The following is a 25,275-nucleotide window of genomic DNA, read 5'->3' as shown; positions in this document are numbered from 1 at the left end:
GTATGGTTTGATCCTCTCCGTACGAACAACTGTACGGAGGTGGACGGGCTTGCGCGTGCTCGGAGTCGATCCGGGGCTCACCCGCTGCGGTGTCGGTGTGGTGGACGGTGCGCCCGGCCGGAGGTGCGGTCTCGTCCACGTGGACGTGATCCGCACGCCGGCCGACGCCGAGCTCGGCCACCGGCTGATGGCCATCGCGGACGGGCTCGCCGCCGCGATCGCGGAGTTCCAGCCGGACTTCGTCGCGGTGGAGCGGGTGTTCGCGCAGCACAACGTGCGCACGGTGATGGGCACCGCGCAGGCCGCCGGGCTGGCCCTGGTGGCCGCGACCCGCGCCGGGGTACCGGTCGCGATGCACACCCCGTCCGAGGTCAAGGCCGCGGTCACCGGGTCGGGCTCGGCCGACAAGGCGCAGGTCGGCACGATGGTGGCACGCATCCTCGGCCTGGGCGCGGTCCCGAAACCCGCCGACGCGGCCGACGCGCTGGCCCTGGCCATCTGTCACCTCTGGCGCGCGCCGCAGCAGGCCCGCCTGGCCGCCGCCATCGCGAAGGGACGCCCGTGATCGCGTCGGTGCGTGGCGACGTCGCCGCGGTGGGGCCCGACGGGGCCGTGGTGGAGGTGGGCGGGGTCGGCATCGCGGTGCACTGCACGCCGGCCACGCTCAGCGGGCTGCGGGTCGGGTCACCGACGCGCCTGGCGACCAGCCTCGTCGTCCGCGAGGACTCGCTCACGCTCTACGGTTTCGCCACCGACGACGAGCGGATGATCTTCGAGCTGCTCCAGACCGCGAGCGGCGTCGGGCCCCGCCTGGCCCTCGCGGTGCTCGCCGTCCATTCCCCCGACGCGGTGCGGGTGGCGATCGCGAGCGCGGACACCGCGGCGCTGACCCGGGTGTCCGGCATCGGCAAGAAGGGCGCCGAGCGGCTCGTGTTGGAACTGCGCGACAAGATCGGCTCGGTCGACCCGGTCGCGGTACCCGGCCTCGCCCCGGCCGGCGGCTGGCCGGAAGCGGTGCGTGAGGGCCTGACCGGGCTGGGCTGGTCGGCCAAGGAGGCCGAGGACGCGGTGGGCATCGTGGCGGCCGACTTCGAGGGCAGGCCGGTCGAGGTCGCGGCCGCGCTCCGCCGGGCGATCCAGGTGCTGGGGAAGAACCGATGACCGCCGACGACGTCGTCTCGGCCTACGCCGCGCCGGAAGAGCGCGACGTCGAGACCAGCCTGCGTCCACGCCAGCTCGACGAGTTCATCGGGCAGCACCGCGTCCGCGAGCAGCTCGACGTCCTGCTGCGCAGCGCGCAGCGGCGCAACCGCCCGCCCGACCACATCCTGCTCTCCGGCCCCCCGGGCCTGGGCAAGACGAGCCTGGCGATGATCGTCGCGGCCGAGCTCGGCAGCGCGATCCGGGTCACCAGCGGCCCGGCGATCGAACGCTCCGGTGACCTCGCCGCGGTGCTCACCACGCTCGCCCGCGGCGACGTGCTGTTCATCGACGAGATCCACCGCATCGCGCGTCCGGCCGAGGAGTTGCTGTACTCGGCGATGGAGGACTTCCGCGTCGACGTCGTCGTCGGCAAGGGCCCCGGCGCCACCGCGATCCCGCTCGACGTGGAGCCGTTCACGCTGGTCGGGGCCACCACCCGGTCGGGTCTGCTGACCGGCCCGCTGCGTGACCGCTTCGGGTTCGTCGCCCACCTGGACTTCTACGGGCCCGCCGACCTGGAGCGGGTACTGGACCGGTCGGCGAACATCCTCGGTGTCCGCGTCGATCCGGCGGGCGCGGCCGAGATCGCCGGCCGCTCGCGGGGCACACCCCGGATCGCGAACCGGCTGCTGCGCCGGGTGCGCGACTACGCCGAGGTGCGCGCGGACGGAATCGTCACCGAGGACATCGCCCGGGCCGCGCTCGCGGTGTACGAGGTGGACCGGGTCGGGCTCGACCGGCTCGACCGCGCGGTGCTGGACGCGCTGGTGTCGTCGTTCGGCGGCGGCCCGGTGGGGCTCTCGACGCTCGCGGTGGCGGTGGGGGAGGAGCCGGGCACCGTCGAAGAGGTCGCCGAGCCGTTCCTGGTGCGTGCCGGGCTGCTCGCCCGGACACCACGCGGCCGGATCGCGACGCCGGCCGCCTGGGCGCACCTGGGCCGGACCCCACCCCCCGGCTCGCCGGCGGCGCTGGCCGCGGGCACCGCGCCGGTCGATCCGAACGATCTCTTCGGCGGCGGTTTCCGCGCCGCGCCGTGATTCGTCATCGGTGAAACAGCGAGGAGTCGGCGTCCGTGCGTTCCTCCCGGACTCGATTCGACGACAATTCCCGCGGGGTCACCTCGGCCCGGAACGATGGCGCCGGACCGGGCGTTGACGATCCGTCGTCGGGAAAGTAGGCGACGCGACCGGCCGTGTCGGGTTACCGAGTGACGGCGGCCTGAGCGTCTGCTACTAGACTTCCGCAGTCGCACCCCCGTACGACCCCGCTGACGAATGTATGAAAGGGCTCTCCGTGCCTGCTGTCGTAGCTGCAGAACAGTCCCAGAGCGGTGGGAGCATTTTGCCGCTGCTGCTCCTGGTCGGTGTGTTCGCGCTGATGTACTTCCTGGTCATCCGGCCGCAGTCGCAGCGTCGCAAGCAGATGACCCAGATGCAGAGCACGGTCGAAGAGGGCGCGCCGGTGATGACGCTCGGCGGCCTCTACGGCACGGTGGTCACCGCCGACAGCGAGTCGGTCGTCCTCGAGGTCTCGCCGGGTGTGACGAACCGGTACGCGCGTCAGGCGATCGCCAAGGTGCTCTCGGACGAGGAGGCCGTGAAGGCCGGCCTCGCCCCGAACGACGACGTGGTCGACGAGGACGACGTCCCGGTGACCGACGCCGCGGTCGTGGACACCACCCCGGTCGTGGACACCACTCCCGTCGTCGAGACCCCGGCGCCCAAGGCCCCCGAGGCCCCCGCGGCCCCCGCGGCCCCGGCCGCGCCGAGCGACCCCACCGCGGACCCGCGGCCGGCCTCCGAGGCCGACAGCAGCACCGACCGCCGTTGATCACCGGCCGGTGGCGCGATCGGAGTAGCGTCGTGCCACCGGTCGTACCCGGCACGGGCCCACGCGGCACGGGCCGACCGGATAGCGTCACCAATCGGACGTACCGCCGTGCTGCCGGGCCGAACCGGCCGGACCACGCACGAGCACGGCGGTAGCGCGAACTCACCCGGGGCAGCAGGAATTGCCGCCCGGAGCACTGAAGGAGACCTTTCAGCGTGGCACCACCTCGCGGACAGCTGCGTGCCGGGCGGTATCTCGCCGTCCTCGCGGTCATCGTGATCGCGCTCTACGCGCTCGTATTCCTTCAGGGCAAGGGGTCGGTCGCCGACAAACTCACGCCCCGCCTCGGCCTCGACCTGCAGGGCGGCACCACGGTGACGCTCCACGCGGCGCAGGAGAACGGCAAGGCGCCCGACGCCGAGCAGCTCGAACAGGCGCGGCAGATCATCGAGAACCGGGTCAACGGCACCGGTGTCGCCGAGGCCGAGGTCGTCACCGAGGGCGACAGCAACATCGTCATCAACGCCCCGGGCGAGAACAACGACGCGATCAAGCAGGTCGGCGAGCCGGCCCAGCTGCGGTTCCGCGCCGTCCTCGAGTCGGCGCAGGACATCGACGCGATCAAGGCCACCGCGTCGCTCGCGGCCACGCCGGCCCCGTCGACGTCCGGCACGGCCACCCCGACCCCGTCCGGGAGCGCGAGCCCGTCGGGCAGCGCGTCGCCGTCGGCCCAGACCAACGCGAGCCCGTCCGCCTCGGGCAACGGTGGCGGCGGTGGCGGCTCGGTGCCGCAGGCCGCGCCGGCCGCCGTCCCGGCCGCCGAGGACACCCCCACCCCGACGCCGTCGACCGCCGGTTCGGCGAGCCCGGCGCCGAGCACGTCCGCGAGCCCGTCGGGCAGCGCCAGCCCCACCCCGGCCGCCTCGCCGACGTCGGCGAGCCAGGCCGCGCTGCAGAAGTCGGCGCTGGCCAAGTTCCCGAAGGACGCCGCGACCTACGTCCAGCAGGGCACCGCGCAGGACTTCGCCGGTGCGGCCACCAACCCGCAGCTCGCCGCGATCTTCGAGCCGGGCGCGAAGAAGCTCACCGAGGCCGAGGTCGCCGCGCTGCCGATCGACTGGCAGTACAAGGTCCCGTGGATCACCTGCAAGATGCTCGACGAGCGTCCGGCCGGTTCGATCGACCCGGTCAACCAGCAGGTCGTCGCCTGCCAGGACACCACGAAGTACAAGCTGGAGAAGGCCGGTGTCGTCGGCACCGACATCAACACCGCGAGCTTCACGTTCAACCAGCAGCAGGGCGGCTGGGTCGTCAACCTGAAGTTCACCGGCAAGGGCCAGGACAAGTGGACCGCGCTGACCAAGGCGACGCTGCAGAAGCAGGTCGCGGTGGTGCTCGACAACGAGGTCATCTCGGCGCCGACCACCAACGAGGTCATCACCGGTGACACCCAGATCAGCGGTCAGTTCACCAAGGTCGAGGCGCAGGACCTCGCGGCGAAGCTGAAGTTCGGCGCGCTGCCCCTGTCGTTCACGGTGGAGACCGCGGAGACGATCAGCCCGACGCTCGGCATCGAGCAGCTCGAAGCCGGCCTGCTCGCCGGCGGCATCGGCCTGGCTCTGGTGGTCGTCTACTCACTGCTCTACTACCGGGCCCTGGGCCTGGTGACGATCGCCAGCCTCGCGATGTCCGGCGCGATCATCTACGCCGCGATCATCCTGCTCGGCCGCCAGATCGGCCTCACGCTGACGCTCGCCGGGGTCGCCGGCTTCATCGTCGCGGTCGGTATCACCGCCGACTCGTTCGTCGTCTTCTTCGAACGCCTGAAGGACGAGGTGCGTGACGGCCGCAGCGTCCGTTCGGCCGTGCCGCGGGCCTGGGCCCGTGCCCGGCGGACGATCCTGTCGGCCGACGCGGTCTCGTTCCTCGCCGCCGCGGTGCTCTACATCCTGGCCGTCGGGGCGGTGAAGGGCTTCGCGTTCACGCTGGGCCTCTCCACGCTCGTCGACGTCATCATCGTGTTCCTCTTCACGCACCCCCTGGTCGCCCTGCTCTCCCGGTCGCGCCGGTTCACGTCACCGCGCTTCTCCGGGCTGGGTACGCTGCGTAAGGCCTCCGACGCACCTGCCGTCGGAGCTGCCGGACGGCGCGCGACCGCCCGTCGTGTCAGCCCGAAGGAGTCCTGAGATGGGACTGGCCGGACGCCTCTACCGGGGCGAGACCAACTTCGACTTCATCGGTACGCGGAGGCGGTGGTACATCGCGTCCGTGGTGATCGGGGTCCTCCTGATCGGCACGATCGCGATCCGGGGCTTCAACTGGGGCATCGAGTTCTCCGGTGGTACCTCGTTCGTGTTCAAGCAGCCGAGCGGCGTGTCGCTCGAGCAGGTCTCGGAGACGATCGACGAGACCGGCGTCGAGGTGCAGACCGGCCAGGAGGCCGGCCGCGGCAACGACGCGAAGTTCGTCATCAAGACCGCGTCGCTCTCGCCGGAGAAGACGGCCGAGGTCAAGGACGCGATCGCGTCGACGTACGACATCAACCCCAACGACATCACCGACAACGCGGTGAGCTCGTCGTGGGGCGGTCAGGTCACCGACAAGGCGTTGATCGCGCTCGTCGTGTTCCTCGTCCTGGTCGCCGCGTACCTGGCGATCCGGTTCGAGTTCAAGATGGCGATCGCCGCGCTCGCCGCGCTGCTGCACGACCTGCTGCTGACGGCCGGTATCTACTCGATCGTCGGGTTCGAGGTCACACCCTCGACGATCGTCGGTCTGCTCACGATCCTCGGTTTCTCGCTGTACGACACGGTCGTCGTGTTCGACAAGGTCTCCGAGGACACCCGGGGCATCGTCGGCGGTTCGCGGATCGACTACGCCGAGGCCGCGAACAACGCGGTGAACGAGACGCTGATGCGTTCGATCAACACCTCGCTGATCTCGCTGCTGCCGGTCGGTGGCCTGCTCTTCGTCGGCGCCGGCCTGCTCGGCGTCGGCACGCTCAAGGACCTCGCGCTGGTGCTGTTCGTCGGTCTGGCCGCCGGGGCCTACTCGTCGCTGTTCCTGGCGACGCCGTGGCTGGTCGACATGAAGGAGCGCGAGCCCCGCTACCGGGCGCTCAAGGAGCGGGTCGCGAACAAGCGCGCGAACGCGGCCAAGGCCACGCCGGAGACGGTCGCGGACGTCGACGACCTGGTCGACGACACGGCCGAGGCCGACGAGGACGAGGACGACAGCGATCGTGAGCCGGCGGCCGCCGCCGCCCGCACGAACCGCAGCTCCACCCGGCCCGCCCAGCAGCCGAACCGGCGCCGCACCGGCGGCAACCGTCCGGGTCGTCCGAGCGGAAGCCGCAAGAAACGATGACCGCACCGTCGCACGGGCCCATCGCCGGCCGGGTCGGCGGTGGGCCGGTCACGCCGGCCGCCGTGAGTGAGCTGATCACCGCGCACGTCGTCGACGTCCCCGACTTCCCGAAGCCGGGGGTCGGCTTCAAGGACCTCACCCCGCTGTTCGCCGACGGCCCGGCGTTCGCGCAGGTGATCGACGTGATCGCGACCGAGCACGGCGGCGCGTTCGACGTCGTCGCCGGCATCGAGGCGCGCGGGTTCGTGCTGGCGGCGGCCGTGGCCTACGCCAGCGGCGCGGGCCTGGTGCCGATCCGGAAGGCGGGCAAGCTGCCCCGCGAGACCGTGTCGGCCGCGTACGCGCTCGAGTACGGCGAGGCGGTGCTCGAGGTCCACGCCGACGCGTTCGAGCCCGGCGCGCGGGTGCTGCTCCTCGACGACGTGCTCGCCACCGGCGGGACGGCCGCGGCCGCGATCTCGCTGGTCGAGCAGGCCGGCGGCGAGATCGTCGGGTTCTCGGTGCTGATGGAGCTCGCGTTCCTGGACGGCCGTGCGCGCCTCGGCGGGCGCGAGGTACACGCCTTGTTGACGGTGTAAGGGCATCAACCGTACGGACACGGTGTTGTGACCAGTAGGGCAGCGGTCGCTGTCCTGGGCTCCTGTGGAAGGCGACGCGGTCGGTGGTGGCCGTCCGCGTAGCATGGAGAGAGCTCGATGCGTCCAGCAGAGGGAGCGGCCTGTGTCAGACGTCGCGCCGACGGTCACCGGTGGGCAGCGGGATCCCGTCCCCGTCTCCGGTGCCGACGCGGCTGTGCCCGACGGCGCGCTTCCGCACGCTGATTCGTCGGTCGTCTCCGCGAACGGGGCCGGCTCCGAGCCGGCCGGCATCGGTGCCCCCACCGGGCGCCGGGTCCGGGCCGCGCTCGCGCGCTTCAGCGCCCCCTCGTGGCAGGGCGCGGTGAACGTCGTTCTCGAGCCGCTGGTCGCCACGCACCGCGGCGCCCACCCGAAGGCCGACGTCCGGCTGCTGCAGAAGGCCTACGACGTCGCCGAGCAGTTCCACCGCGGTCAGCTGCGCAAGTCCGGCGATCCGTACATCACCCACCCGCTCGCGGTCGCGACGATCCTGGCCGAGCTGGGCATGGACACCACCACGCTGGTCGCGGCGCTCCTGCACGACACCGTGGAAGACACCGGCTACACGCTCGAGCAGCTGCACGCCGACTTCGGCGGCGAGGTCGCGCACCTCGTCGACGGCGTGACCAAGCTCGACAAGGTGCAGTTCGGCGACGCCGCCGAGGCCGAGACGATCCGCAAGATGGTCGTCGCGATGGCGCGCGACCCGCGCGTCCTGGTCATCAAGCTCGCCGACCGGCTGCACAACATGCGCACGCTGCGCTTCCTCCCGCGTCCCAAGCAGGAGAAGAAGGCCCGCGAGACGCTCGACGTGCTGGCGCCGCTGGCCCACCGGCTGGGCATGAACACGGTCAAGTGGGAGCTGGAAGACCTCGCGTTCATGACCCTGTACCCGAAGCGGTACGAGGAGATCGCGCGGCTGGTGCAGGAGCACTCCCCGGCGCGTGACCGGGGCCTGGCCGACGTCACCACGCAGGTCCAGGGCGACCTGAAGAACGCGAAGATCCGCGCCACCGTGGTCGGGCGCCCGAAGCACTACTACTCGATCTACCAGAAGATGATCGTGCGCGGCCGCGACTTCGCCGACATCTACGACCTGGTCGGCATCCGCGTCCTGGTCGATTCGGTGCGCGACTGCTACGCCGCGCTCGGCGTCATCCACGCGTCCTGGCAGCCGGTCCCCGGCCGCTTCAAGGACTACATCGCGATGCCGAAGTTCAACATGTACCAGTCGCTGCACACCACGGTCATCGGGCCCGAGGGCAAGCCGATCGAGCTGCAGATCCGCACGCTGGCGATGCACCGCACCGCCGAGTACGGCATCGCCGCGCACTGGAAGTACAAGGAGACCAAGGGCGCCGAGGTCGCCGGTCCGCCGGCCACCGTCGACGACATGGCCTGGCTGCGCCAGTTGCTCGACTGGCAGCGCGAGGCGAGCGATCCGGGGGAGTTCCTCGAGGCGCTCCGGTTCGACCTGGGCGGCCAGGAGGTCTACGTCTTCACGCCCAAGGGCGACGTGGTGGCGCTGACCAAGGACTCCACCCCGGTCGACTTCGCCTACGCCGTGCACACCGAGGTCGGGCACCGCTGCATCGGCGCCCGGGTCAACGGCAAGCTGGTTCCGCTGGAGAGCACGCTCAACAACGGCGACACGGTCGACATCTTCACGTCGAAGTCCGAGAACGCCGGCCCCAGCCAGGACTGGCTCTCGTTCGTGAAGTCGCCGCGGGCGCGCACGAAGATCCGCCAGTACTTCGCCAAGGAGCGCCGGGAAGACGCGATCGAGTCCGGCAAGGACGCGTTGCAGCGGGTCATGCGCAAGCAGGGTCTGCCGCTGCAACGGCTGCTCGGCGGCGACGCGCTGCTGACGATCGCGCGTGATCTGCACCTGTCCGACATCAGCGCGCTCTACGCCGCGGTCGGGGAGAACCAGGTGTCCGCGCAGGCGGTCATCCAGCGGGTCGTGGCCTCGCTCGGCGGGGCCGAGGGCGCCACCGAGGACCTGGCCGAGACCGCGCGCCCGGCCAAGCACCGCTCGCGCCCGGCCGGCCCCGGCGATCCGGGGGTCATCGTCAGCAACGCCGGCGACGACGTCTGGGTGAAGCTGGCGAAGTGCTGCACGCCGGTGCCGGGGGATTCGATCCTCGGGTTCGTCACGCGCAGCGGCATGATCAGCGTGCACCGGGAAGACTGCACGAACGCGTCCGACCTGAAGAGCAAGGAAGAGCGCCTGGTCGAGGTGTCGTGGGCACCCACCGCCGGGTCGACGTTCCTGGTCGCGATCCAGGTGGAGGCGCTCGACCGGCACCGCCTGCTCTCCGACGTCACGAAGGTGCTCTCGGACGAGAAGGTCAACATCCTGTCGGCGACGGTGAGCACCACCCGCGACCGGGTGGCGGTCTCGAAGTTCACGTTCGAGATGGCCGACCCGAAGCATCTCGGGCACCTGCTCCGTGTCGTCCGCCGGGTCGAGGGCGTGTACGACGCGTACCGTGTGACGTCAGGTTAAGGAGGCGCCGCTATGAGCATCGAGCGCAGGTTGCCCAGCAAGGTCGCGGGTGAGCCGCTGGAGCCCGGGAAGGTCCGGGCGAAGATCGTCGGCCTGGAGACGTTCCGCGAGACGGGTTCGCTCCAGGAGACGACCGCCCCGGCGCCGGACCCCGCGCCGGACATCGCCCAGCAGGGCTAGCTCTGCCTCGGGTCACCAAGGGCTCGCCCTCCCGGAGTGCCCGCACGCCGCGGCGTGCGGGCACTCGCGCGTTGCGCCCGGGGTCGCGAGCCCGGCCCCACGGCAAGTTCTCGGCCCTACGACGAGTTGTCGGGCCTTCGCTGGCCCGGGTTGGCCCGAGAAGTGGTCGTAGGCCCGGAAACGTGTCGCCCGGAAACGCCGCGGGGGTCAGCCGGCCGCGGGTGACACCGTCAGGGTGTTGATCGTGACGGCCTGCTTGGGCTTGCCGTCACCCGGGTTGCTGGGGTCGGCGGGCGTGACGCCCTTCTCGGCGGCCTTCGCGACCAGGTCGAGGCCCTTCGTGACCTTCCCGACCACGGTGTAGTCGGCCCCGAGCGACCCGTCCGGGATGTCCTTGTACACGATGAAGAACTGCGAACCGACCGAGATCGCCTCGGACGACTTCGCCATCGCGATGGTGCCGGCCGGGTACGGCGGGTGCTGGTTGGTGGGCAGGTTCTCGGTGCCGTAGCGGTACGCCGGGCCACCGGTTCCGTCGGCGAACGGGTCACCGCACTGCAGGACGAAGATGCCGGCCGTCGTCAGCCGGTGGCACGACGTCTTGTCGTAGAACTTCTTGCCCGCGAGGAACGCGAAGCTGTTGCTGGTGCACGGCGCGGCGGCCTGGTCGAGCGTGAAGTCGATCTCGCCGATGCTCGTCGCCATCGTGACCGTGCGCGTCCCGGTCTCGGGAACGTTCGTGGTCGGCGGCGTGCCGACGTCCTTTACCTGGCCGGTGCTGCTGTCGGCCTTCTGGTAGTCGCACTTCGGGCCGGAGGCGGCCTCGGTGGCGGTACCGGAGGACTTCTTGTCGTCGTCACCACTCAGGTTCGCGACCAGGAAGCCCACGCCGACGACCACGAGCAGGAGCGCGAGGCCCGCACCCACGGCGGCCTGGGTCTGACGGCGCCGCTTGGCCGCCGCGGCCCGCCGGGCCATCTGCCGTTCGAGTTTGGCGCGGGCCAGCTGCCGCTGGCGATCCTTCGTCGGCACTCCGTGCTCTCCGTTCGGGTCCTGGGCTCGCAGGGGCGGGCCGAGGAGACCCGCGCGAGGCGGGCCTGGGCCCGCGCGTGCGGCCGAGTGTACGGCGCGCCCTTAGGGAAGGGACTGATACCCCGCGGGAGAAACGCGGTCGGCCCCCGCCCATCACCATCGGTAGGCTGGTACAAACAGGCCCGAAGAAAGGACTCTCGTGCTCATCGCCGGATTTCCGGCCCCCGCACTCGGCACCAACTGCTGGATCGTGGCCCCCGCGGCCGGCGAGCAGTGCGTGATCATCGATCCGGGGATCGGCGTGGTCGACCAGCTCGAGGACGTCCTGACCAAGCATCGGCTCCATCCGGCGGCCGTGATCCTCACCCACGGTCACATCGACCACACGTTCTCGGTGGCCCCGGTCTGCGGCGCGAAGGACATCCCCGCCTACATCCACCCGGCCGACGCCGACCAGCTGGCCGATCCGTGGAGTTACATCGGGGCGCCGAAGGGCACGCCGATGTTCGGTCTCGAGTACACCGAGCCGAGCGACGTCAAAGCGCTCGCCGACGGGGAGACGATCACGCTGGCCGGGGTGGAGATCACCACCACGCTCGCTCCGGGCCACACCCCGGGCTCGCTGGTGTTCGGCGTCGAGACGCCGGACGCCCCGGTGCTGTTCTCCGGTGACCTGCTGTTCGCCGGCTCGATCGGCCGGGTGGACCTGCCCGGCGGCAGCGCCCAGGCCATGCTTGAGTCGCTCGCGAGAGTCGTGCTGCCGATGGACGACGCCACCGTGGTGAAGCCGGGCCACGGCCCCGACACCACTATCGCGCGCGAGCGCGCCACGAACCCCTATCTGCTGCAAGTGGCCACTGACCTGCCGAGGACCGGACTGTGACAGGCTTTACCGCTCCGAAGGGCACCTTCGACACCCTTCCCCCCGACTCCGCGGCGTTCCTCGCCGTGCGGGACGCCCTCACCGCGCCGCTGCGCCGGGCCGGCTACGGCTACGTCGAGACGCCGGTCTTCGAGGACACCGCGCTGTTCGCGCGGGGCGTCGGCGAGTCGACCGACGTCGTCAGCAAGGAGATGTACACGTTCACCGACCGGGGAGGACGGTCGCTGACGCTGCGGCCCGAGCTCACCGCGGGCCTGATGCGTGCGTTCATCGAGCACAAGCTGTACGCCGGGCAGCTGCCGGTGAAGCTGTACGCGGTCGGGTCGAACTTCCGCTACGAGCGCCCGCAGGCCGGCCGGTACCGGCACTTCACCCAGGTCGACATGGAGGCGCTCGGCGTCGACGACCCGGCGCTGGACGCCGAAGTGGTGGCCCTGGGGGTCGAGGGCTTCCGGAAACTCGGGCTGACCAACTTCGAACTGCAGCTCACGTCGCTGGGTGACGCGAACTGCCGCCCGCAGTACCGGGAGAAGCTCCAGGAGTTCCTGGCCGGTCTCGACCTCGACGAGGAGACCCGCCGCCGGGCCGCGATCAACCCGCTGCGCGTGCTCGACGACAAGCGCCCCGAGGTCGCCGCGCAGCTCACCGACGCGCCGCTGATGGTCGACCACCTCTGCGACGGCTGCCAGCAGCACTACGACGAGGTCCGCGAGCACCTGCGCAACCTCGGCGTGCACTGGATCGAGACCCCGAAACTCGTCCGGGGCCTCGACTACTACACGAAGACGACGTACGAGTTCGTCCACAACGGGCTCGGCGCGCAGTCGGCGATCGGCGGCGGCGGCCGGTACGACGGGCTCTCCAAGGAGCTCGGCGGCCCGGACGTGTCCGGCATCGGCTACGCGGTCGGCATCGACCGGACGCTGTTGGCGCTGCGTGCCGAGGGCCTGATCGGCGAACCGCCGGCCAAGGTCCGGGCGTTCGTGGTGCCGCTCGGCGACGAGGCCCGACGCCGGGGGATGCGGCTCCTCACCGAGCTGCGTGACGAGGACGTCCCCGCCGACTTCGCGTTCGGTGGCAAGAGCCTCAAGGGCGCCATGAAGGCCGCCGACCGTTCCGGCGCCCGCTACGCGATCGTCCTGGGGGAGCGCGACCTCGCCGAGGGCACCGCGCAGCTGAAAGACCTGACCACCGCCGAGCAGCGGGCCGTACCGCTGACCGACCTCGCCCGCACCGTCAAGGAGCTCCTGTCGTGACCACCTACCGCACCCATAAGGCCGGCGCGCTGCGTGCCGAGCACGCGGGGCAGACCGTCACCCTCTCCGGGTGGGTGGCCCGCCGCCGTGACCACGGTGGGGTCATCTTCGTCGACCTCCGGGACGCCTCCGGCTACGTCCAGGTCGTCCTGCGCGAGGAGGAGGGGCACGCGCTCCGGTCGGAGTTCTGCATCCGCGTCACCGGCGAGGTGCGCCCGCGTCCGGAGGGCAACGAGAACCCCGACCTGCCCACCGGCGCGATCGAGGTGGTGGCGAACGAGCTCACCGTGCTGAGCGAGGCCGCTCCGCTGCCGTTCCCGATCGACGGCCAGTCCGCCGGCGAGGTCGGCGAGGAGGCCCGCCTCAAGTACCGCTACCTCGACCTGCGTCGCGCCCAGCAGGCCGCGGCGCTGCGGCTGCGCAGCAAGGTGAGCGCCATCGCCCGGCGCGAACTGGGCGAGCGGGAGTTCTTCGAGATCGAGACGCCGACGCTGACCCGCTCGACGCCGGAGGGCGCCCGCGACTTCCTGGTGCCCGCGCGCCTGCAGCCGGGCTCCTGGTACGCGCTGCCCCAGTCGCCGCAGCTGTTCAAGCAGCTGCTCATGGTGGCCGGGATGGAGCGGTACTACCAGATCGCCCGCTGCTACCGGGACGAGGACTTCCGCGCCGACCGGCAGCCGGAGTTCACCCAGCTCGACATCGAGATGTCGTTCGTCACCCAGGACGACGTGATCGAGGTCGGCGAGGCGGTCGTGTCGGCGATCTGGCGTGAGGTGGCCGGGTACGAGATCCCGCTGCCGCTGCCGCGCCTCACCTACGCCGAGGCGATGACCCGGTACGGCTCCGACAAGCCCGACGTCCGATTCGGTCAGGAGCTCGTCGACCTCACGTCGTACTTCGCCGGCACCAGCTTCCGGGTGTTCCAGGCCGCGCACGTCGGTGCGGTCGTGATGCCCGGCGGCGCGGCGCAGACGCGCAAGGAGCTCGACGGCTGGCAGGAGTGGGCCCGCGCGCGCGGCGCGAAGGGCCTGGCCTACGTGCTGTTCGACGCCGAGACCGGCGAGCCCCGCGGCCCGGTGGCCAAGAACCTGTCCGAGGAGCACCTGGCCGGGCTGGCCGACGCCGTCGGCGCGAAGCCCGGCGACGCGGTGTTCTTCGGCGCGGGGGAGCGGTCCGGAACGCTGGAGCTGCTCGGCGCGGCCCGGCTGGAGATCGGCCGCCGCGGGAAGCTGATCGACGAGTCCCGCTGGGAGTTCCTCTGGGTCGTCGACGCGCCGATGTTCGAGCCGGTCGGCGGCGGCGAGATCGGCGTCGAGGGCGCGCAGGGCAACTGGACAGCCGTGCACCACCCGTTCACCTCGCCCAACGCGGAGTGGATCGACAAGTTCGAAGAGGCCCCCGGCGAAGCGCTGGCCTGGGCCTACGACATCGTGCTCAACGGCAACGAGATCGGCGGCGGCTCGATCCGTATCCACGACCGAAAGGTCCAGGAGCGGGTGTTCGAGGTCCTGGGCCTCACCGAGGAGGACCAGCAGGGCAAGTTCGGCTTCCTGCTCGAGGCGTTCAAGTACGGCGCGCCGCCGCACGGCGGTATCGCGCTCGGCTGGGACCGGCTCTGCGCGCTGCTGGCCGGCGTGGAGTCGATCCGTGACGTCATCGCCTTCCCGAAGCTGGGCTCCGGTGGCGACCCGCTGACCGGTGCGCCGGCGCCGATCTCCCCGCGTCAGCGCAAGGAAGCCGGCGTCGACGGGAAGCCGTCGAAGGCCTGACGTTCCGCCGGCGGCGCCTCCCGGAGCCCGTACCGCTCGTGGAGGCGCCGCAACGGCTTCGGCGCCCACCAGTTCGCCTCGCCGAGCAGCGCCATCGTCGCCGGTACCAGCAGGCACCGCACGACGGTGGCGTCGACGGCCACCGCGATCGCCATCGCGACGCCCAGCTCCTTGATCGCGAGCATCCGCCCCACCGCGAACCCGGCGAACACGATGATCATCAGCAGCGCCGCGGACGTGATGATCTTGCCCGACCGCTGCAGTCCGATCTCGACCGCGCGGTCGTTGTCCATCCCGGCGTCACGCAGTTCCGTGATGCGTGAGAGCAGGAACACCTCGTAGTCCATCGAGAGCCCGAACGCGAAGCAGAACACCAGCACCGGCACGAACGGCTCCAGCCCGCCGGTGGGCGTGAAACCCAGGTACCCGTGCAGGTACCCGTCCTGGAAGATCAGCTTCAGCGCCCCGAACGACGCCGCCAGCGACAGCACGTTCATCACCAGCGCCTTGACCGGCACCAGCAGCGAACCGGTCATCGCGAACAGCAGCACGAACGTCGCCACCACCATCAGCGTCACCGCCCACGGCGCGTACCGGCGCACCTCGTCGAGGAAGTCCACCAGCACCGCGGTCTCGCCGGTGACCCAGATCCGGAACGACGGCTGGTCGGCCCGGATCCGGGTGACGAGCTGCCGTCCGATCCGGTCGTGCTCGCTCGCCTCCGGCACGACGTCGATGCTGGACAGGCCCGCGGTGACCTGGGTCGGCGGCAGAACCCGGGCGATGTCGTCGTCGTCGCGCTCCAGTTCCGCCGCCCAGAGCGCCAACTCGCTGCGGCTCGTGCTCGCCACGATCGTGATCGGCGGGGCGCCCTGGCCGGGGAACCGCTCGGCGGTGAGCTCGGCGAAGCGTCGGGCCTCGAAGCCCTCGGGCAGCAGGTTCGCGCTGCTGTTCACGAACGTCACCGACGCGAACGGGGCGCCGGTGGCCAGCAGCGCCGCGGTGAGCAGCACGGTCGCGACCAGCGGGCGGCGACGCGTGAGCCGGGCCAGGCGGGCGAACGTGCCGTCGTCGCTGGGCCGCTCCGGACGGTGTCTCCCGACGCCGACGCGCCGGGACGCCATCCCGAGCAGCGCCGGCACGAGCGTCACGCCGGCGATCAGCGCGAACAGCACGACGCCGACGCCGGCCGAGCCGATGCCGCGGAAGATCGGGCTGGGGAACACGAACAGCCCGGCCAGCGAGAGCGCGACCGTGAGCGCGGAGAACGTGATCGTGCGCCCCGCCGACGCGACCGTCCGCTCGATCGCCGCGGGCACCGTGCGCCCGGCGTACCGCTCCTCGCGGAACCGGTTGACCATGAGCAGCGCGTAGTCGATCGACAGGCCGAGTGCCAGCACCGTGCTCACCGACAGCACGTTCGGGTCCAGGTCCATCAGCCGCTGCAGTCCCAGCATCACGAGCATGCCGCACGCGATCGACGCCAGCGCACCGACGATCGGGATGCCCGCCGCCACCGCGCCCCCGAAGATCGCCACCATCGCGAGCAGCGTCAGCGGCAACGCGATCAGTTCGCCCTTCTCGGTGTCGCGTCGGGTCTGCTCGTTGATCTCGCGCTGCAGCAGCGCGGGTCCGCCGACCGTCACCCGCGCGCCGGGGACCGCGTGCAGGCGAGCGGCGATCGCCTCTTCGGTGCGGTGCTGCTCGTCGACCGACAGGTTCCGTTCCATGTCGACGACGACCAGGACGGCGCCGCGGTCGTCGGCGACGAACAGGGCCCGGCCCGCCTCGGGCAGGTGCGGGGAGAACGGGTCGAGCACCCGGCCGACGCCGTCGACGCGGCCCAGGTCGTCGCGGGCTCCGACGATCCGGCCCCTCAGGTCGGTGCCCTCGACGACCGCGGAGACCCGGCCGCCGAACTCCGAGTGGTCGGTGAGCAGCCGCGCGGCCAGGACCGACTCCATCGACTCCGACGCCTGCTGGCCGCCGCCGAGCCGGTCGGTGACCCGGCCGGTGTTCGCGATGCCGGCGACGAACACGACCAGCCAGAGCACGACCACGAGCTTGCGGCGGCGGTAACAGAACCGCCCGAGACGCGCGAACAAATCGGGACTCCCGGCGACGTTGCCACCGTTCACTGGTGGAACAGCAGGGTAAGCCGTTCCCCGCGTCGCCGTCCGGGGAATCAACCGTGGATAAGGTCGGGACCGTGGAGACCGAAAGTTTGTTCGACGGGCTCGCGGAGGACCCGGCGCCCGCTCCGCGCCCGGCCCGGATCGCGGGCGCGGTGGACGCCGACCGCGTCGACCCGCACGCGCCGCTGGCCGTGCGGATGCGGCCACGGACGCTCGACGAGCTGGTCGGGCAGCGTCACCTGCTCGCGCCGGGGTCGCCGCTGCGCCGGCTGGTCGAGGGCGACGCACCGCTCTCGGTGATCCTCTGGGGGCCGCCGGGTGCCGGGAAGACCACGATCGCGCACCTGGTCTCGCGGGCCACCTCGCGCCGGTTCGTCGCGCTCTCCGCGCTCTCGGCCGGGGTGAAGGACGTGCGTGCGGTGATCGAGCAGGCCAAGCTCGAACGCCGCCGGGGCGTCTACACGGTGTTGTTCGTCGACGAGGTGCACCGGTTCTCCAAGACCCAGCAGGACTCGCTGCTGGCCGCGGTCGAGGACCGCACGGTCACGCTGGTGGCGGCCACCACCGAGAACCCGTCGTTCGCGGTCGTGGCGCCGCTGCTGTCGCGCTCGCTGCTGCTCACGCTGATGCCGCTCGACGAGGCCGACATCCGCGAACTGCTCCGCCGCGCGGTGACCGACCCCCGCGGCCTCGACGGTCGCGTCCAGCTGGCTTCCGAGGCCGAGGACCACCTGGTCCGGCTGGCCGCCGGCGACGCGCGACGCTCGCTCACCGCGCTGGAGGCCGCCGCCGACGCCGCACTGGCCGCGGCGCGCGCGGAGATCGACCTGGCCACCGCCGAGGCCGCGGTGGACAAGGCGGCGGTGCGCTACGACCGCGACGGCGACGCGCACTACGACGTCACCAGCGCGTTCATCAAGAGCATGCGCGGCTCCGACGTCGACGCCGCGCTGCACTGGCTGGCGCGGATGCTCACCGCGGGGGAGGACCCGCGCTTCATCGCCCGGCGGCTGATGATCTTCGCCAGCGAGGACATCGGCATGGCCGACCCCACCGCGCTGCAGACCGCGGTCGCCGCCGCCCAGACCGTCCAGCTGATCGGCCTGCCCGAAGGTCAGCTCACGCTCGCGCACGCGGTGGTGCACTGCGCCACCGCTCCGAAGTCGAACGCGGTCACCACCGCGATCAGCGCCGCGCTGGGCGACGTCGCGGCCGGTAAGACCGGCACCGTGCCGCCCGCGCTGCGCGACGCCCACTACCCCGGGGCGAAATCGCTGGGCCACGGCAAGGGCTACAAGTACCCGCACGACGACCCGGCCGGCGTCGTGGCGCAGCAGTACGTGCCGGACGAGCTGATCGGGCGCGACTACTACCGGCCCACCCGGCGCGGTGCCGAACGTCCGATCGCCGAACGCCTCGACCGCATCCGCGCCGTGGTCCGCGGCACCCCCGACGCGTCCTGACGTCGGCGCCGAAGGGTTCCCCGGGTTGGACGGTTTACTCACGACCGGGGCGTCTCGTGCGCCACACCGGGTCCTGCGCTGAGCGTGATCGCCGCAGGCGGTAGGGTCTGTTCACCCCGAGCCCACTCATCCAAGGAGACTCGCCGGTGTCTCTCGGCGGAATCGCGGCCATCATCGCCGCCGTTGCGTTCGTCCTTCTGGTCGGTGCGCTCGCCGTGCCGCTGATCAAGCTCGGCCGCACGGTCGACGCGGCCACCAAGGCCATCACCGACATCACCGAGCAGGCGGTGCCGATCCTGGCCAGCGCCCACGTGACGGTCGAAGGCGTGAACCAGACGCTGGGCGGTGTGAACCACCAGCTCGACAAGGTCGACACGCTCACCGACCACGTCGGCGCCGTGACCGGCAGCATCGCCCAGGTCACGACCCTGTTCGGCGCCACCGTCTCCGGCCCGCTGGTGAAGGCCGCGGCGTTCAGCTACGGCGTGCGGTCCGCGCTGCGTGCGCGCAAGGCCACCGAGGTCGAGCGGGAGATCCGCGACGAGCTCAAGAAGCGGCGGAGGGGCGCCTGATGCGGCGGCTGTTCTGGATCGGCGTCGGCGCCGCGGTCGGCATCCTCGTCGTCCGGAAGATCAGCCGGACCGCGGAGGCCTACAGCCCGAAGGGTCTGGCGAATTCCGCCCGCGGCTCGGCGATCGGCCTGCTCGACTCGGTGCGCGACTTCCTCGAGGACGCGCGCGTCGCGATGGCCGAGCACGAGGTCGAGCTGACCCGCGCACTGCAGGAAGGCACCACCGAGGGTGGAGCCCACCGCGCGCCCTAATTGGGCAGCGCCTCCGCGTCCCGGCGAGAGATAGTGTCGGGACGGAGTACCCCCTATCGGAACCGACGGACACCTGGCGATGAAGACCTCTGAGATCCGGCAACGCTTCCTCGATCACTTCGCGAACCGCGGCCACACCGTGGTCCCGAGCGCGGGGCTGATCGCCGACGACCCCAACCTGCTGTTCGTCAACGCGGGCATGGTGCCGTTCAAGCCGTACTTCCTCGGTCAGGTGACGCCCCCGTACCCGCGGGCCACCAGCGTCCAGAAGTGCGTCCGGACGCTCGACATCGACGAGGTCGGCAAGACCACCCGGCACGGGTCGTTCTTCCAGATGAACGGCAACTTCAGCTTCGGGGACTACTTCAAGGACGGAGCGATCCGCTACGCCTGGGAGCTGGTCACCAACTCGATCGCCGACGGTGGGTACGGCTTCGACGAGTCGAAGCTGTGGGTCTCGGTCTACGAGGAGGACGACGAGGCGTACCGGCTCTGGCACAACGAGGTCGGCGTCCCCGAGTCGCGCATCATCCGGCTCGGCAAGGGCCCGAACTTCTGGTCGATGGGTGTGCCCGGGCCGTGCGGTCCGTGCTCGGAGATCCTGATCGACCGCGGCCCGGAGTACGGCCCCGAGTACGTGAACACGCCCGGGGTCGAGCCCGACGGCGACCGGTACCTGGAGTTCTGGAACCTCGTTTTCATGCAGTACGAGCGGGGGCCGGGTCAGGGCAAGACCGACTACCCGATCCTCGGTGACCTGCCGGCCCAGAACATCGACACCGGCATGGGCATGGAGCGCGTCGCGTTCCTGCTGCAGGGCGTCGACAACTTCTACGAGGTCGACGAGGTCCGCCCGATCCTGGATCGCGCGGCGGCGCTGTCGGGCAAGAAGTACCCGGCCCACGAGCAGCACGACGGTCACCCCAACCCGGACGACGTCCGGCTGCGCGTCGTCGCCGACCACGTGCGCACCGCGCTGATGCTGATCGGCGACGGGGTCACGCCCGGCAACGAGGGCCGCGGTTACGTGCTGCGCCGCATCCTGCGCCGCGCGGTGCGCTCGATGCGTCTGCTCGGCTACGAGGACCCGTCGTTCCCGGAGCTGTTCCCGGTGGCCCGGGACGCGATGAAGGCGTCCTATCCCGAGGTCGAGACCGACTACACGCGCATCGCCGGCTACGCCTACGCCGAGGAGGACGCGTTCCGCACGACGCTGCGCTCGGGAACCACCATCTTGGACACCGCGGTCGCCTCGACCAAGTCCAGCGGGGGCTCGCAGCTCTCCGGCGCGTCGGCGTTCCAGCTGCACGACACGTACGGCTTCCCGATCGACCTCACCCTCGAGATGGCGGCCGAGCAGGGCCTCACCGTCGACGAAGAGGGCTTCCGCCGGCTCATGACCGAGCAGCGGCAGCGGGCCAAGGCCGACGCGCAGGCGCGCAAGACCGGCCACGCCGACACCTCGGTGCTGCGCTCGATCCTCGACCGCACCGGCCCGACGAACTTCACCGGCTACCTCGAGGTGGAGCGCGAGGCGCGGATCGGCGGCATCGTCGGCAAGGACGGCGCGGTGCGCAGCGGCGCCGGCCAGGGCGAGGAGGTCGAGGTCGTCCTCGACGCCACTCCGTTCTACGCCGAGGGCGGTGGCCAGCAGCCCGACCAGGGTGTGATCGTCACGCCGGCCGGCAAGCTCGACGTGTTCGACGTCCAGCAGCCGCTGCCGGGCCTGTACGTGCACCGCGGCACGGTCGTCGACGGGGAGATCAAGGTCGACGACCCGGTGCTGGCGACGATCGACGTCGACCGCCGCCGGGCGATCTCGCGCGCGCACACCGCGACGCACCTGATCCACACCGCGATCCGGGGCGCGCTCGGGGAGTCGGCCACCCAGGCCGGTTCGCTGAACGCGCCCGGGCGCCTGCGCTTCGACTTCAACACGCCGGGCGCGGTGCCGCAGTCGGTGCTCTCCGACGTCGAGGACGAGGTCAACGCGGTGCTGCTCGACGACCTCGAGGTGCGCGCGTTCATCACCTCGCAGGCCGAGGCGCGGCGGATCGGCGCGATGGCGCTGTTCGGCGAGAAGTACGGCGACGAGGTCCGGGTCGTCGAGGTCGGCGAGTACGCCCGCGAGCTGTGCGGTGGCACGCACGCGGCGCGCTCCGGCCAGCTCGGCGTCGTCAAGCTGCTCTCCGAGGCGTCGATCGGGTCCGGCGTGCGCCGGGTCGAGGCGCTGGTGGGCCTGGACGCGTTCCGGTTCCTCGCGAAGGAGCACCTGCTCGTCTCCAAGCTGGCCGAGCAGTTCAAGGCCAAGCCCGACGAGCTGCCCGACCGGGTCGCGTCGGTCGTCGCCCAGCTGCGTGACGCCGAGCGCGAGCTCGAGAAGCTGCGTGCGGCGGCCGTGCTGAGCGGCGCCGGTGACGTCGCGTCGCGCGCCGCGGACGTGAACGGGGTCGCGGTGGCGGCCATCGAGGCGCCGGAGGGCACGGCCGGGAACGACGTGCGCTCGCTGGCGCAGGAGATCCGGGGCCGCCTCGGCGCCGACCGGCCGGGTGTGGTGGCGGTCGCGGCCCGCGCGAACGGCAAGGCGTCGCTCGTCGTCGCGGTCAACCAGGCCGCGCGCGACCGGGGGATCTCGGCGTCCGCGCTGGTCAAGGGCGCGTTGTCGGGCCGCGGTGGCGGCAGCGACGACCTGGCGCAGGGCGGCGGTGTGCCGGCCGACGCCGCGCCGAGCGTGCTGGCGTCGATTTCCGAGCTGGTGGCGTCTGCGTGAGTTTTTTATTCGGGCCTGGTTCGCGCTTGCGAACCAGGCCCGGATGGCCGATAGGGCACAATCTGTGATGTGGAAGCGCTCTCGGGGTTCACACCCGTGAAACGTGGTGTCAGGATCGGCGTCGACGTCGGTTCGGTGCGGGTCGGTGTCGCGGCGAGCGACCCGTCCGGAATCCTCGCGTCCCCGGTCGAGACGGTCCGCCGGGATCAGCGTTCCGGAACCGACCTGGACCGGATCGTGGCGCTGGTCGCCGAGTACGAGGCGATCGAGGTCGTCGTCGGCCTGCCCCGCTCGCTCTCCGGCGCCGAGGGCGCGGCCGCGGTGGCCGCCCGCGAGTACGCTGCCCTTTTGGCCGAACGGCTGGGTGATTCTCCGCACCCGGTGCCGGTCGAGTTGTCCGATGAACGGCTGACGACGGTCATCGCGGGACGTACTCTCTCTCAGAGGGGCGTACGCGGGAAGAAGCACCGAGCCGTGGTGGACCAGGCCGCCGCGGTACTCATCCTCCAGGCCTGGTTGGACGCGGAGCGGAGTGCGGATCAACCGTGAACGACCTCGACCTCGTGCCGTTCACGGATGAGTCCGGCGGCTACGGCCCGGGCAATCCCGGACGTCACCGCCGCAAGAAGGAACGCAGTGGCGGCCGGACGTTAGTGGCTCTGGCGGTTGTGGTCGCGGTGCTCGGCGGGCTCGCGTTCGGTGGTTGGTACGGCATCACCAAGGTGCGTGACTTCTTCACCGCCGACGACTACCCGGGTCCGGGCAGCGGCGCGGTGACGATCGTCATCAACCAGGGTGACAACGTCACCGACATCGCCAACACGCTCTTCGAGAACGACGTCGTGGCGAGCGCGAAGGCGTTCGTCAACGCGGCGGCCGACAACCCCGACTCCACGTCGGCGTTGCAGCCGGGCAACTACAAGCTCAAGAAGCAGATGAAGGCGGAAGACGCCCTCGCGATCTTGATGGACCGTGCCAACCGGGAGAGCGGCCCGAAGGTGACGATCCCCGAGGGTCTCGCCGTGGTGGAGATCCTGCCGATCCTGGCCAAGGCCACCAGCATCCCGCTGGAGGACTTCCAGGAGGCCGTGAAGGACCCGGCCGCGCTCGGCGTGCCCGAGTGGGGCGGCCCCAGCCCCGACAAGCTGGTGCTCGAGGGCTTCCTGTTCCCGTCGACGTACGAGCTCACCGGCAAGGAGACCGCGCAGAGCCTGCTGCAGGAGATGGTCAAGCTGGCCGTGCAGGCCGCGACCAAGGACGAGCTCGCGCAGAAGGCGCAGGAGCTCGGCGTCACCGAGTGGCAGATGCTGACGATCGCGTCGCTGATCGAGCAGGAAGGCATCGACGACGACTTCGGCAAGGTCTCGCGGGTCATCTACAACCGGCTGAGCGAGAAGACCGGCGCGCTGACCTACCTGCAGTTCGACTCGACGACCCAGTACTGGCTGATCATCACCGGCAAGGGCCGGAAGAAGATCGTCACCGACGCCGAACTGAAGGACCCGGACAACAACTACAGCACCCACGTGGACCGGGTGCAGGGCCTGCCGCCGACGCCGATCGGCAACCCGGGTGACGCCGCGCTGAAGGCGGCCGCGAACCCGGAGCCGGGCGACTGGACGTACTTCGTGGTGACGTCCAAGGACGGGCACTCGTCGTTCACGAGCGACTACAACCAGCACCTGGCCAACATCGAGAAGTGCCGGGCGGTCGGTCGCTGCTGACGGCGTGCCGCAGGCCTGTGGACGGCGTCGGCGGGGTGCGCGGGGAAGCGCCTACTGTGAGCGCGTGCCTACGTTCTCTTCAGCGCCCTCGGCGGGGGCTTCGGTCGAGCCGGTAGCGGCGGTGGTGCGGCGGGCCGCGGTGCTCGGGTCGCCGATCGCGCATTCGCTCTCGCCGGTGCTGCACGGTGCGGCGTACGCGGCGCTCGGCCTCGAGGCGTGGACGTACACGCGGGTCGAGTGCGCCGAGGACGGGCTGGCGGGCTTCGTCGGCGCTCTCGGCCCGGAGTGGGCCGGGCTGTCGCTCACGATGCCGCTGAAGCGGGTCGCGCTCGACGTCGCCACCGAGGTCAGCCCGGAAGCGGCGGCCATCGGGGCGGCGAACACGCTGCTGCTGGCCCCCGGCCGGCGCCGCGCGGAGAACACCGACGCGCCCGGCATGGCCGATGCGCTGCGCGAGGCCGGCCTGCGGTCGGCGGCGGCCCCGCTGCTGCTCGGCGCGGGCGGCACCGCCCAGGCCGCGCTGGCCGCCCTGGCCGGCCCCGTCCCGCTGGCCACCGGCCCGGTCACCGCGCTCGTACGCTCACCCCACCGCGCGGCGGAGCTGCGCACCACCGCCGAGCGGCTCGGCCTCCCGCTCGACGTCCGCCCGCTCGACCAGGCCCCGGCCCGGCTGGCCGCCGCCGACCTGGTGATCTCCACGCTCCCGAAGGGCGCGGCCGACCCGCTCGCGCACGCGGCCCTGCGCCCGTCCGCGGTGGTGTTCGACGTCGTCTACGACCCGTGGCCCACCGCGCTGGCCACCGCGGCGGTCGCGGCCGGCTGCCGGGTGGTGTCCGGGCTCGATCTGCTGCTGCACCAGGCTGGCCACCAGGTCCGCCTGATGACCGGCTGCCCGGCTCCCATCGAGGCGATGCGAGCCGCGCTGGCGCTGGCCCGGTAGCACCCGGTGGAGCCGCTGCTCAGCGTGCTGCTCGTCGCGCCGGCGGCGGCAGCGGCCGGGCCGTGGCTGGCCGACCTGCTGGAACGCACGGCGACGGTGGCCACCGGTCCGGTGGCCGGTGAGCCCGCGCTGGCCCGGGCCGCCGCCGCGGCCGTGCCGATCGTCCGGGCGCGTTCGGGCCCGGTGCGCCTCGCGGCCGGGTCCGCGGCGGTGGGGGTGTGCGCGGCCGCGCTGGGTGCGGTGCTCGCGTGGGTGGCGGAGCCTCCGGTGCTGGTCGGCCTGGTGTTCCTGGCCGGGCTCGGCCTCGTCCTGGCCGCGGTCGACGTCCGGGCCCACCGCCTGCCCGACGCGCTCGTCCTGCCGGCCTATCCCGTCCTCGCCGCGCTGCTGGCCGCGGGTGGGCTGCTCGGCGCCACCGGCACCGCAGCGCTGGTGCGCGCGGCCGCGGCCGGCGCGGTCGCGTTCGGCGTCCTGTACCTGCTCGCGGTGGTGGTCCCGGCCGGCTTCGGCTACGGCGACGTGAAGCTCACCGGCCTGCTGGGCGCGGCCCTCGGCTGGTACGGCTGGCCGGAACTGGGCGCCGGCCTCACCTACGGCTTCGTCTACGGCGGCCTCGCCGCCACCGCCCTGCTGGTCACCCGCCGTCTGTCTCGTACCGACCGCCTGGCCTTCGGCCCTTTCCTGCTGGCGGGAGCGCTCACCGCCCTGTGCACGTCGAGCTGACGGCGGGCCGGACGCGGTGGATCCGGTGGTCACACTGCGGGACAGGGCCTTG

At 71.7% G+C, this 25,275-nt stretch carries 22 protein-coding genes; 20 read left to right on the top strand and 2 right to left on the bottom strand.

Annotated elements, in window-relative coordinates; translation table 11 throughout:
- The first annotated feature begins 49 nt into the window (after positions 1 to 49).
- The 9 genes from ruvC to ABD437_RS35835 all read left to right on the top strand — a co-directional run bounded on the left by ruvC (position 50) and on the right by ABD437_RS35835 (position 9,705).
- Positions 50 to 565, top strand: coding sequence for a crossover junction endodeoxyribonuclease RuvC (gene ruvC, locus ABD437_RS35875; protein ID WP_344653415.1), 516 nt, complete (start codon positions 50 to 52; stop codon positions 563 to 565).
- Positions 562 to 1,161: a Holliday junction branch migration protein RuvA gene (ruvA, locus tag ABD437_RS35870; RefSeq protein ID WP_344653414.1), complete on the top strand. Its 600-nt coding sequence runs from the start codon at positions 562 to 564 to the stop codon at positions 1,159 to 1,161. Before ruvC ends, ruvA begins: the two co-directional genes overlap by 4 nt.
- Positions 1,158 to 2,240 carry a Holliday junction branch migration DNA helicase RuvB gene (gene ruvB / locus ABD437_RS35865; protein ID WP_344653413.1) on the top strand — a complete coding sequence of 361 codons (1,083 nt, stop codon included), beginning with the start codon at positions 1,158 to 1,160 and terminating at the stop codon, positions 2,238 to 2,240. The genes ruvA and ruvB overlap by 4 nt, the downstream gene beginning before the upstream one ends.
- Before the next feature lie 304 nt (positions 2,241 to 2,544).
- Entirely contained in the window at positions 2,545 to 3,033 is a 489-nt protein-coding gene (gene yajC / locus ABD437_RS35860; protein WP_344653412.1) for a preprotein translocase subunit YajC, read from the top strand.
- A 215-nt stretch (positions 3,034 to 3,248) separates the two neighbouring features.
- Positions 3,249 to 5,219, top strand: coding sequence for a protein translocase subunit SecD (gene secD, locus ABD437_RS35855; protein ID WP_344653411.1), 1,971 nt, complete (start codon positions 3,249 to 3,251; stop codon positions 5,217 to 5,219).
- Between the two features lies 1 nt (position 5,220).
- Positions 5,221 to 6,399 carry a protein translocase subunit SecF gene (gene secF, locus ABD437_RS35850; RefSeq protein WP_344653410.1) on the top strand — a complete coding sequence of 393 codons (1,179 nt, stop codon included), beginning with the start codon at positions 5,221 to 5,223 and terminating at the stop codon, positions 6,397 to 6,399.
- Positions 6,396 to 6,977 (top strand): adenine phosphoribosyltransferase, encoded by a 582-nt coding sequence (locus ABD437_RS35845; RefSeq protein ID WP_344653409.1) that lies wholly within the window; start codon positions 6,396 to 6,398, stop codon positions 6,975 to 6,977. Before secF ends, ABD437_RS35845 begins: the two co-directional genes overlap by 4 nt.
- Before the next feature lie 103 nt (positions 6,978 to 7,080).
- Positions 7,081 to 9,525 (top strand): RelA/SpoT family protein, encoded by a 2,445-nt coding sequence (locus tag ABD437_RS35840; RefSeq protein WP_425558320.1) that lies wholly within the window; start codon positions 7,081 to 7,083, stop codon positions 9,523 to 9,525.
- 12 nt (positions 9,526 to 9,537) lie between these two features.
- A complete protein-coding gene (locus ABD437_RS35835) occupies positions 9,538 to 9,705 on the top strand; it encodes a hypothetical protein (RefSeq protein WP_344653408.1) in 168 nt (55 codons plus the stop codon).
- 207 nt (positions 9,706 to 9,912) lie between these two features.
- On the opposite strand, the gene ABD437_RS35830 is transcribed toward ABD437_RS35835, so the two are convergent.
- Positions 9,913 to 10,737 (bottom strand): peptidylprolyl isomerase, encoded by an 825-nt coding sequence (locus tag ABD437_RS35830; RefSeq protein WP_344653407.1) that lies wholly within the window; start codon positions 10,735 to 10,737, stop codon positions 9,913 to 9,915.
- A 199-nt stretch (positions 10,738 to 10,936) separates the two neighbouring features.
- Here ABD437_RS35830 and ABD437_RS35825 point away from each other — a divergent pair, with 199 nt between their 5' ends.
- The 3 genes from ABD437_RS35825 to aspS are packed head-to-tail and all read left to right on the top strand — an operon-like array spanning position 10,937 to position 14,645.
- Entirely contained in the window at positions 10,937 to 11,620 is a 684-nt protein-coding gene (locus ABD437_RS35825) for an MBL fold metallo-hydrolase (protein ID WP_344653406.1), read from the top strand.
- Complete coding sequence (gene hisS, locus ABD437_RS35820) at positions 11,617 to 12,876, top strand: histidine--tRNA ligase (protein WP_344653405.1); 1,260 nt, start codon at positions 11,617 to 11,619, stop codon at positions 12,874 to 12,876. The genes ABD437_RS35825 and hisS overlap by 4 nt, the downstream gene beginning before the upstream one ends.
- Positions 12,873 to 14,645, top strand: coding sequence for an aspartate--tRNA ligase (aspS, locus tag ABD437_RS35815; RefSeq protein ID WP_425558319.1), 1,773 nt, complete (start codon positions 12,873 to 12,875; stop codon positions 14,643 to 14,645). Before hisS ends, aspS begins: the two co-directional genes overlap by 4 nt.
- Here aspS and ABD437_RS35810 read toward each other — a convergent pair.
- A complete protein-coding gene (locus ABD437_RS35810) occupies positions 14,600 to 16,750 on the bottom strand; it encodes an MMPL family transporter (RefSeq protein WP_425558318.1) in 2,151 nt (716 codons plus the stop codon). The two genes, aspS and ABD437_RS35810, sit on opposite strands and share 46 nt — an antisense overlap.
- Positions 16,751 to 16,854: 104 nt before the next feature.
- Between ABD437_RS35810 and ABD437_RS35805 the strand changes: the two genes are divergently transcribed.
- The 8 genes from ABD437_RS35805 to ABD437_RS35770 all read left to right on the top strand — a co-directional run bounded on the left by ABD437_RS35805 (position 16,855) and on the right by ABD437_RS35770 (position 25,223).
- Entirely contained in the window at positions 16,855 to 18,243 is a 1,389-nt protein-coding gene (locus tag ABD437_RS35805) for a replication-associated recombination protein A (protein ID WP_425558317.1), read from the top strand.
- Positions 18,244 to 18,389: 146 nt separating this feature from the next.
- Positions 18,390 to 18,815 (top strand): DUF948 domain-containing protein, encoded by a 426-nt coding sequence (locus ABD437_RS35800; RefSeq protein ID WP_035850600.1) that lies wholly within the window; start codon positions 18,390 to 18,392, stop codon positions 18,813 to 18,815.
- Positions 18,815 to 19,066, top strand: coding sequence for a hypothetical protein (locus ABD437_RS35795; protein ID WP_344653404.1), 252 nt, complete (start codon positions 18,815 to 18,817; stop codon positions 19,064 to 19,066). The genes ABD437_RS35800 and ABD437_RS35795 overlap by 1 nt, the downstream gene beginning before the upstream one ends.
- A gap of 79 nt (positions 19,067 to 19,145) precedes the next feature.
- Positions 19,146 to 21,836, top strand: a complete 2,691-nt coding sequence (gene alaS, locus ABD437_RS35790; protein ID WP_344653403.1) for an alanine--tRNA ligase — start codon at positions 19,146 to 19,148, stop codon at positions 21,834 to 21,836.
- Between the two features lie 96 nt (positions 21,837 to 21,932).
- Positions 21,933 to 22,385 (top strand): Holliday junction resolvase RuvX, encoded by a 453-nt coding sequence (gene ruvX, locus ABD437_RS35785; RefSeq protein ID WP_344653402.1) that lies wholly within the window; start codon positions 21,933 to 21,935, stop codon positions 22,383 to 22,385.
- Entirely contained in the window at positions 22,382 to 23,560 is a 1,179-nt protein-coding gene (gene mltG, locus ABD437_RS35780) for an endolytic transglycosylase MltG (protein WP_344653401.1), read from the top strand. Before ruvX ends, mltG begins: the two co-directional genes overlap by 4 nt.
- A gap of 121 nt (positions 23,561 to 23,681) precedes the next feature.
- The gene (locus ABD437_RS35775; RefSeq protein WP_344653700.1) at positions 23,682 to 24,500 is read left to right on the top strand and encodes a shikimate dehydrogenase; all 819 of its coding nucleotides are present in this window, start codon (positions 23,682 to 23,684) and stop codon (positions 24,498 to 24,500) included.
- A 6-nt stretch (positions 24,501 to 24,506) separates the two neighbouring features.
- Entirely contained in the window at positions 24,507 to 25,223 is a 717-nt protein-coding gene (locus ABD437_RS35770) for a prepilin peptidase (RefSeq protein ID WP_344653400.1), read from the top strand.
- Positions 25,224 to 25,275: the final 52 nt, after the last annotated feature.

Source organism: Cryptosporangium japonicum (assembly GCF_039524755.1).
GTDB classification, from domain to species: domain Bacteria; phylum Actinomycetota; class Actinomycetes; order Mycobacteriales; family Cryptosporangiaceae; genus Cryptosporangium; species Cryptosporangium japonicum.
The sequence above is the reverse complement of the archived record's forward strand: the minus strand, read 5'-3'. Positions and strand labels throughout refer to the sequence as shown.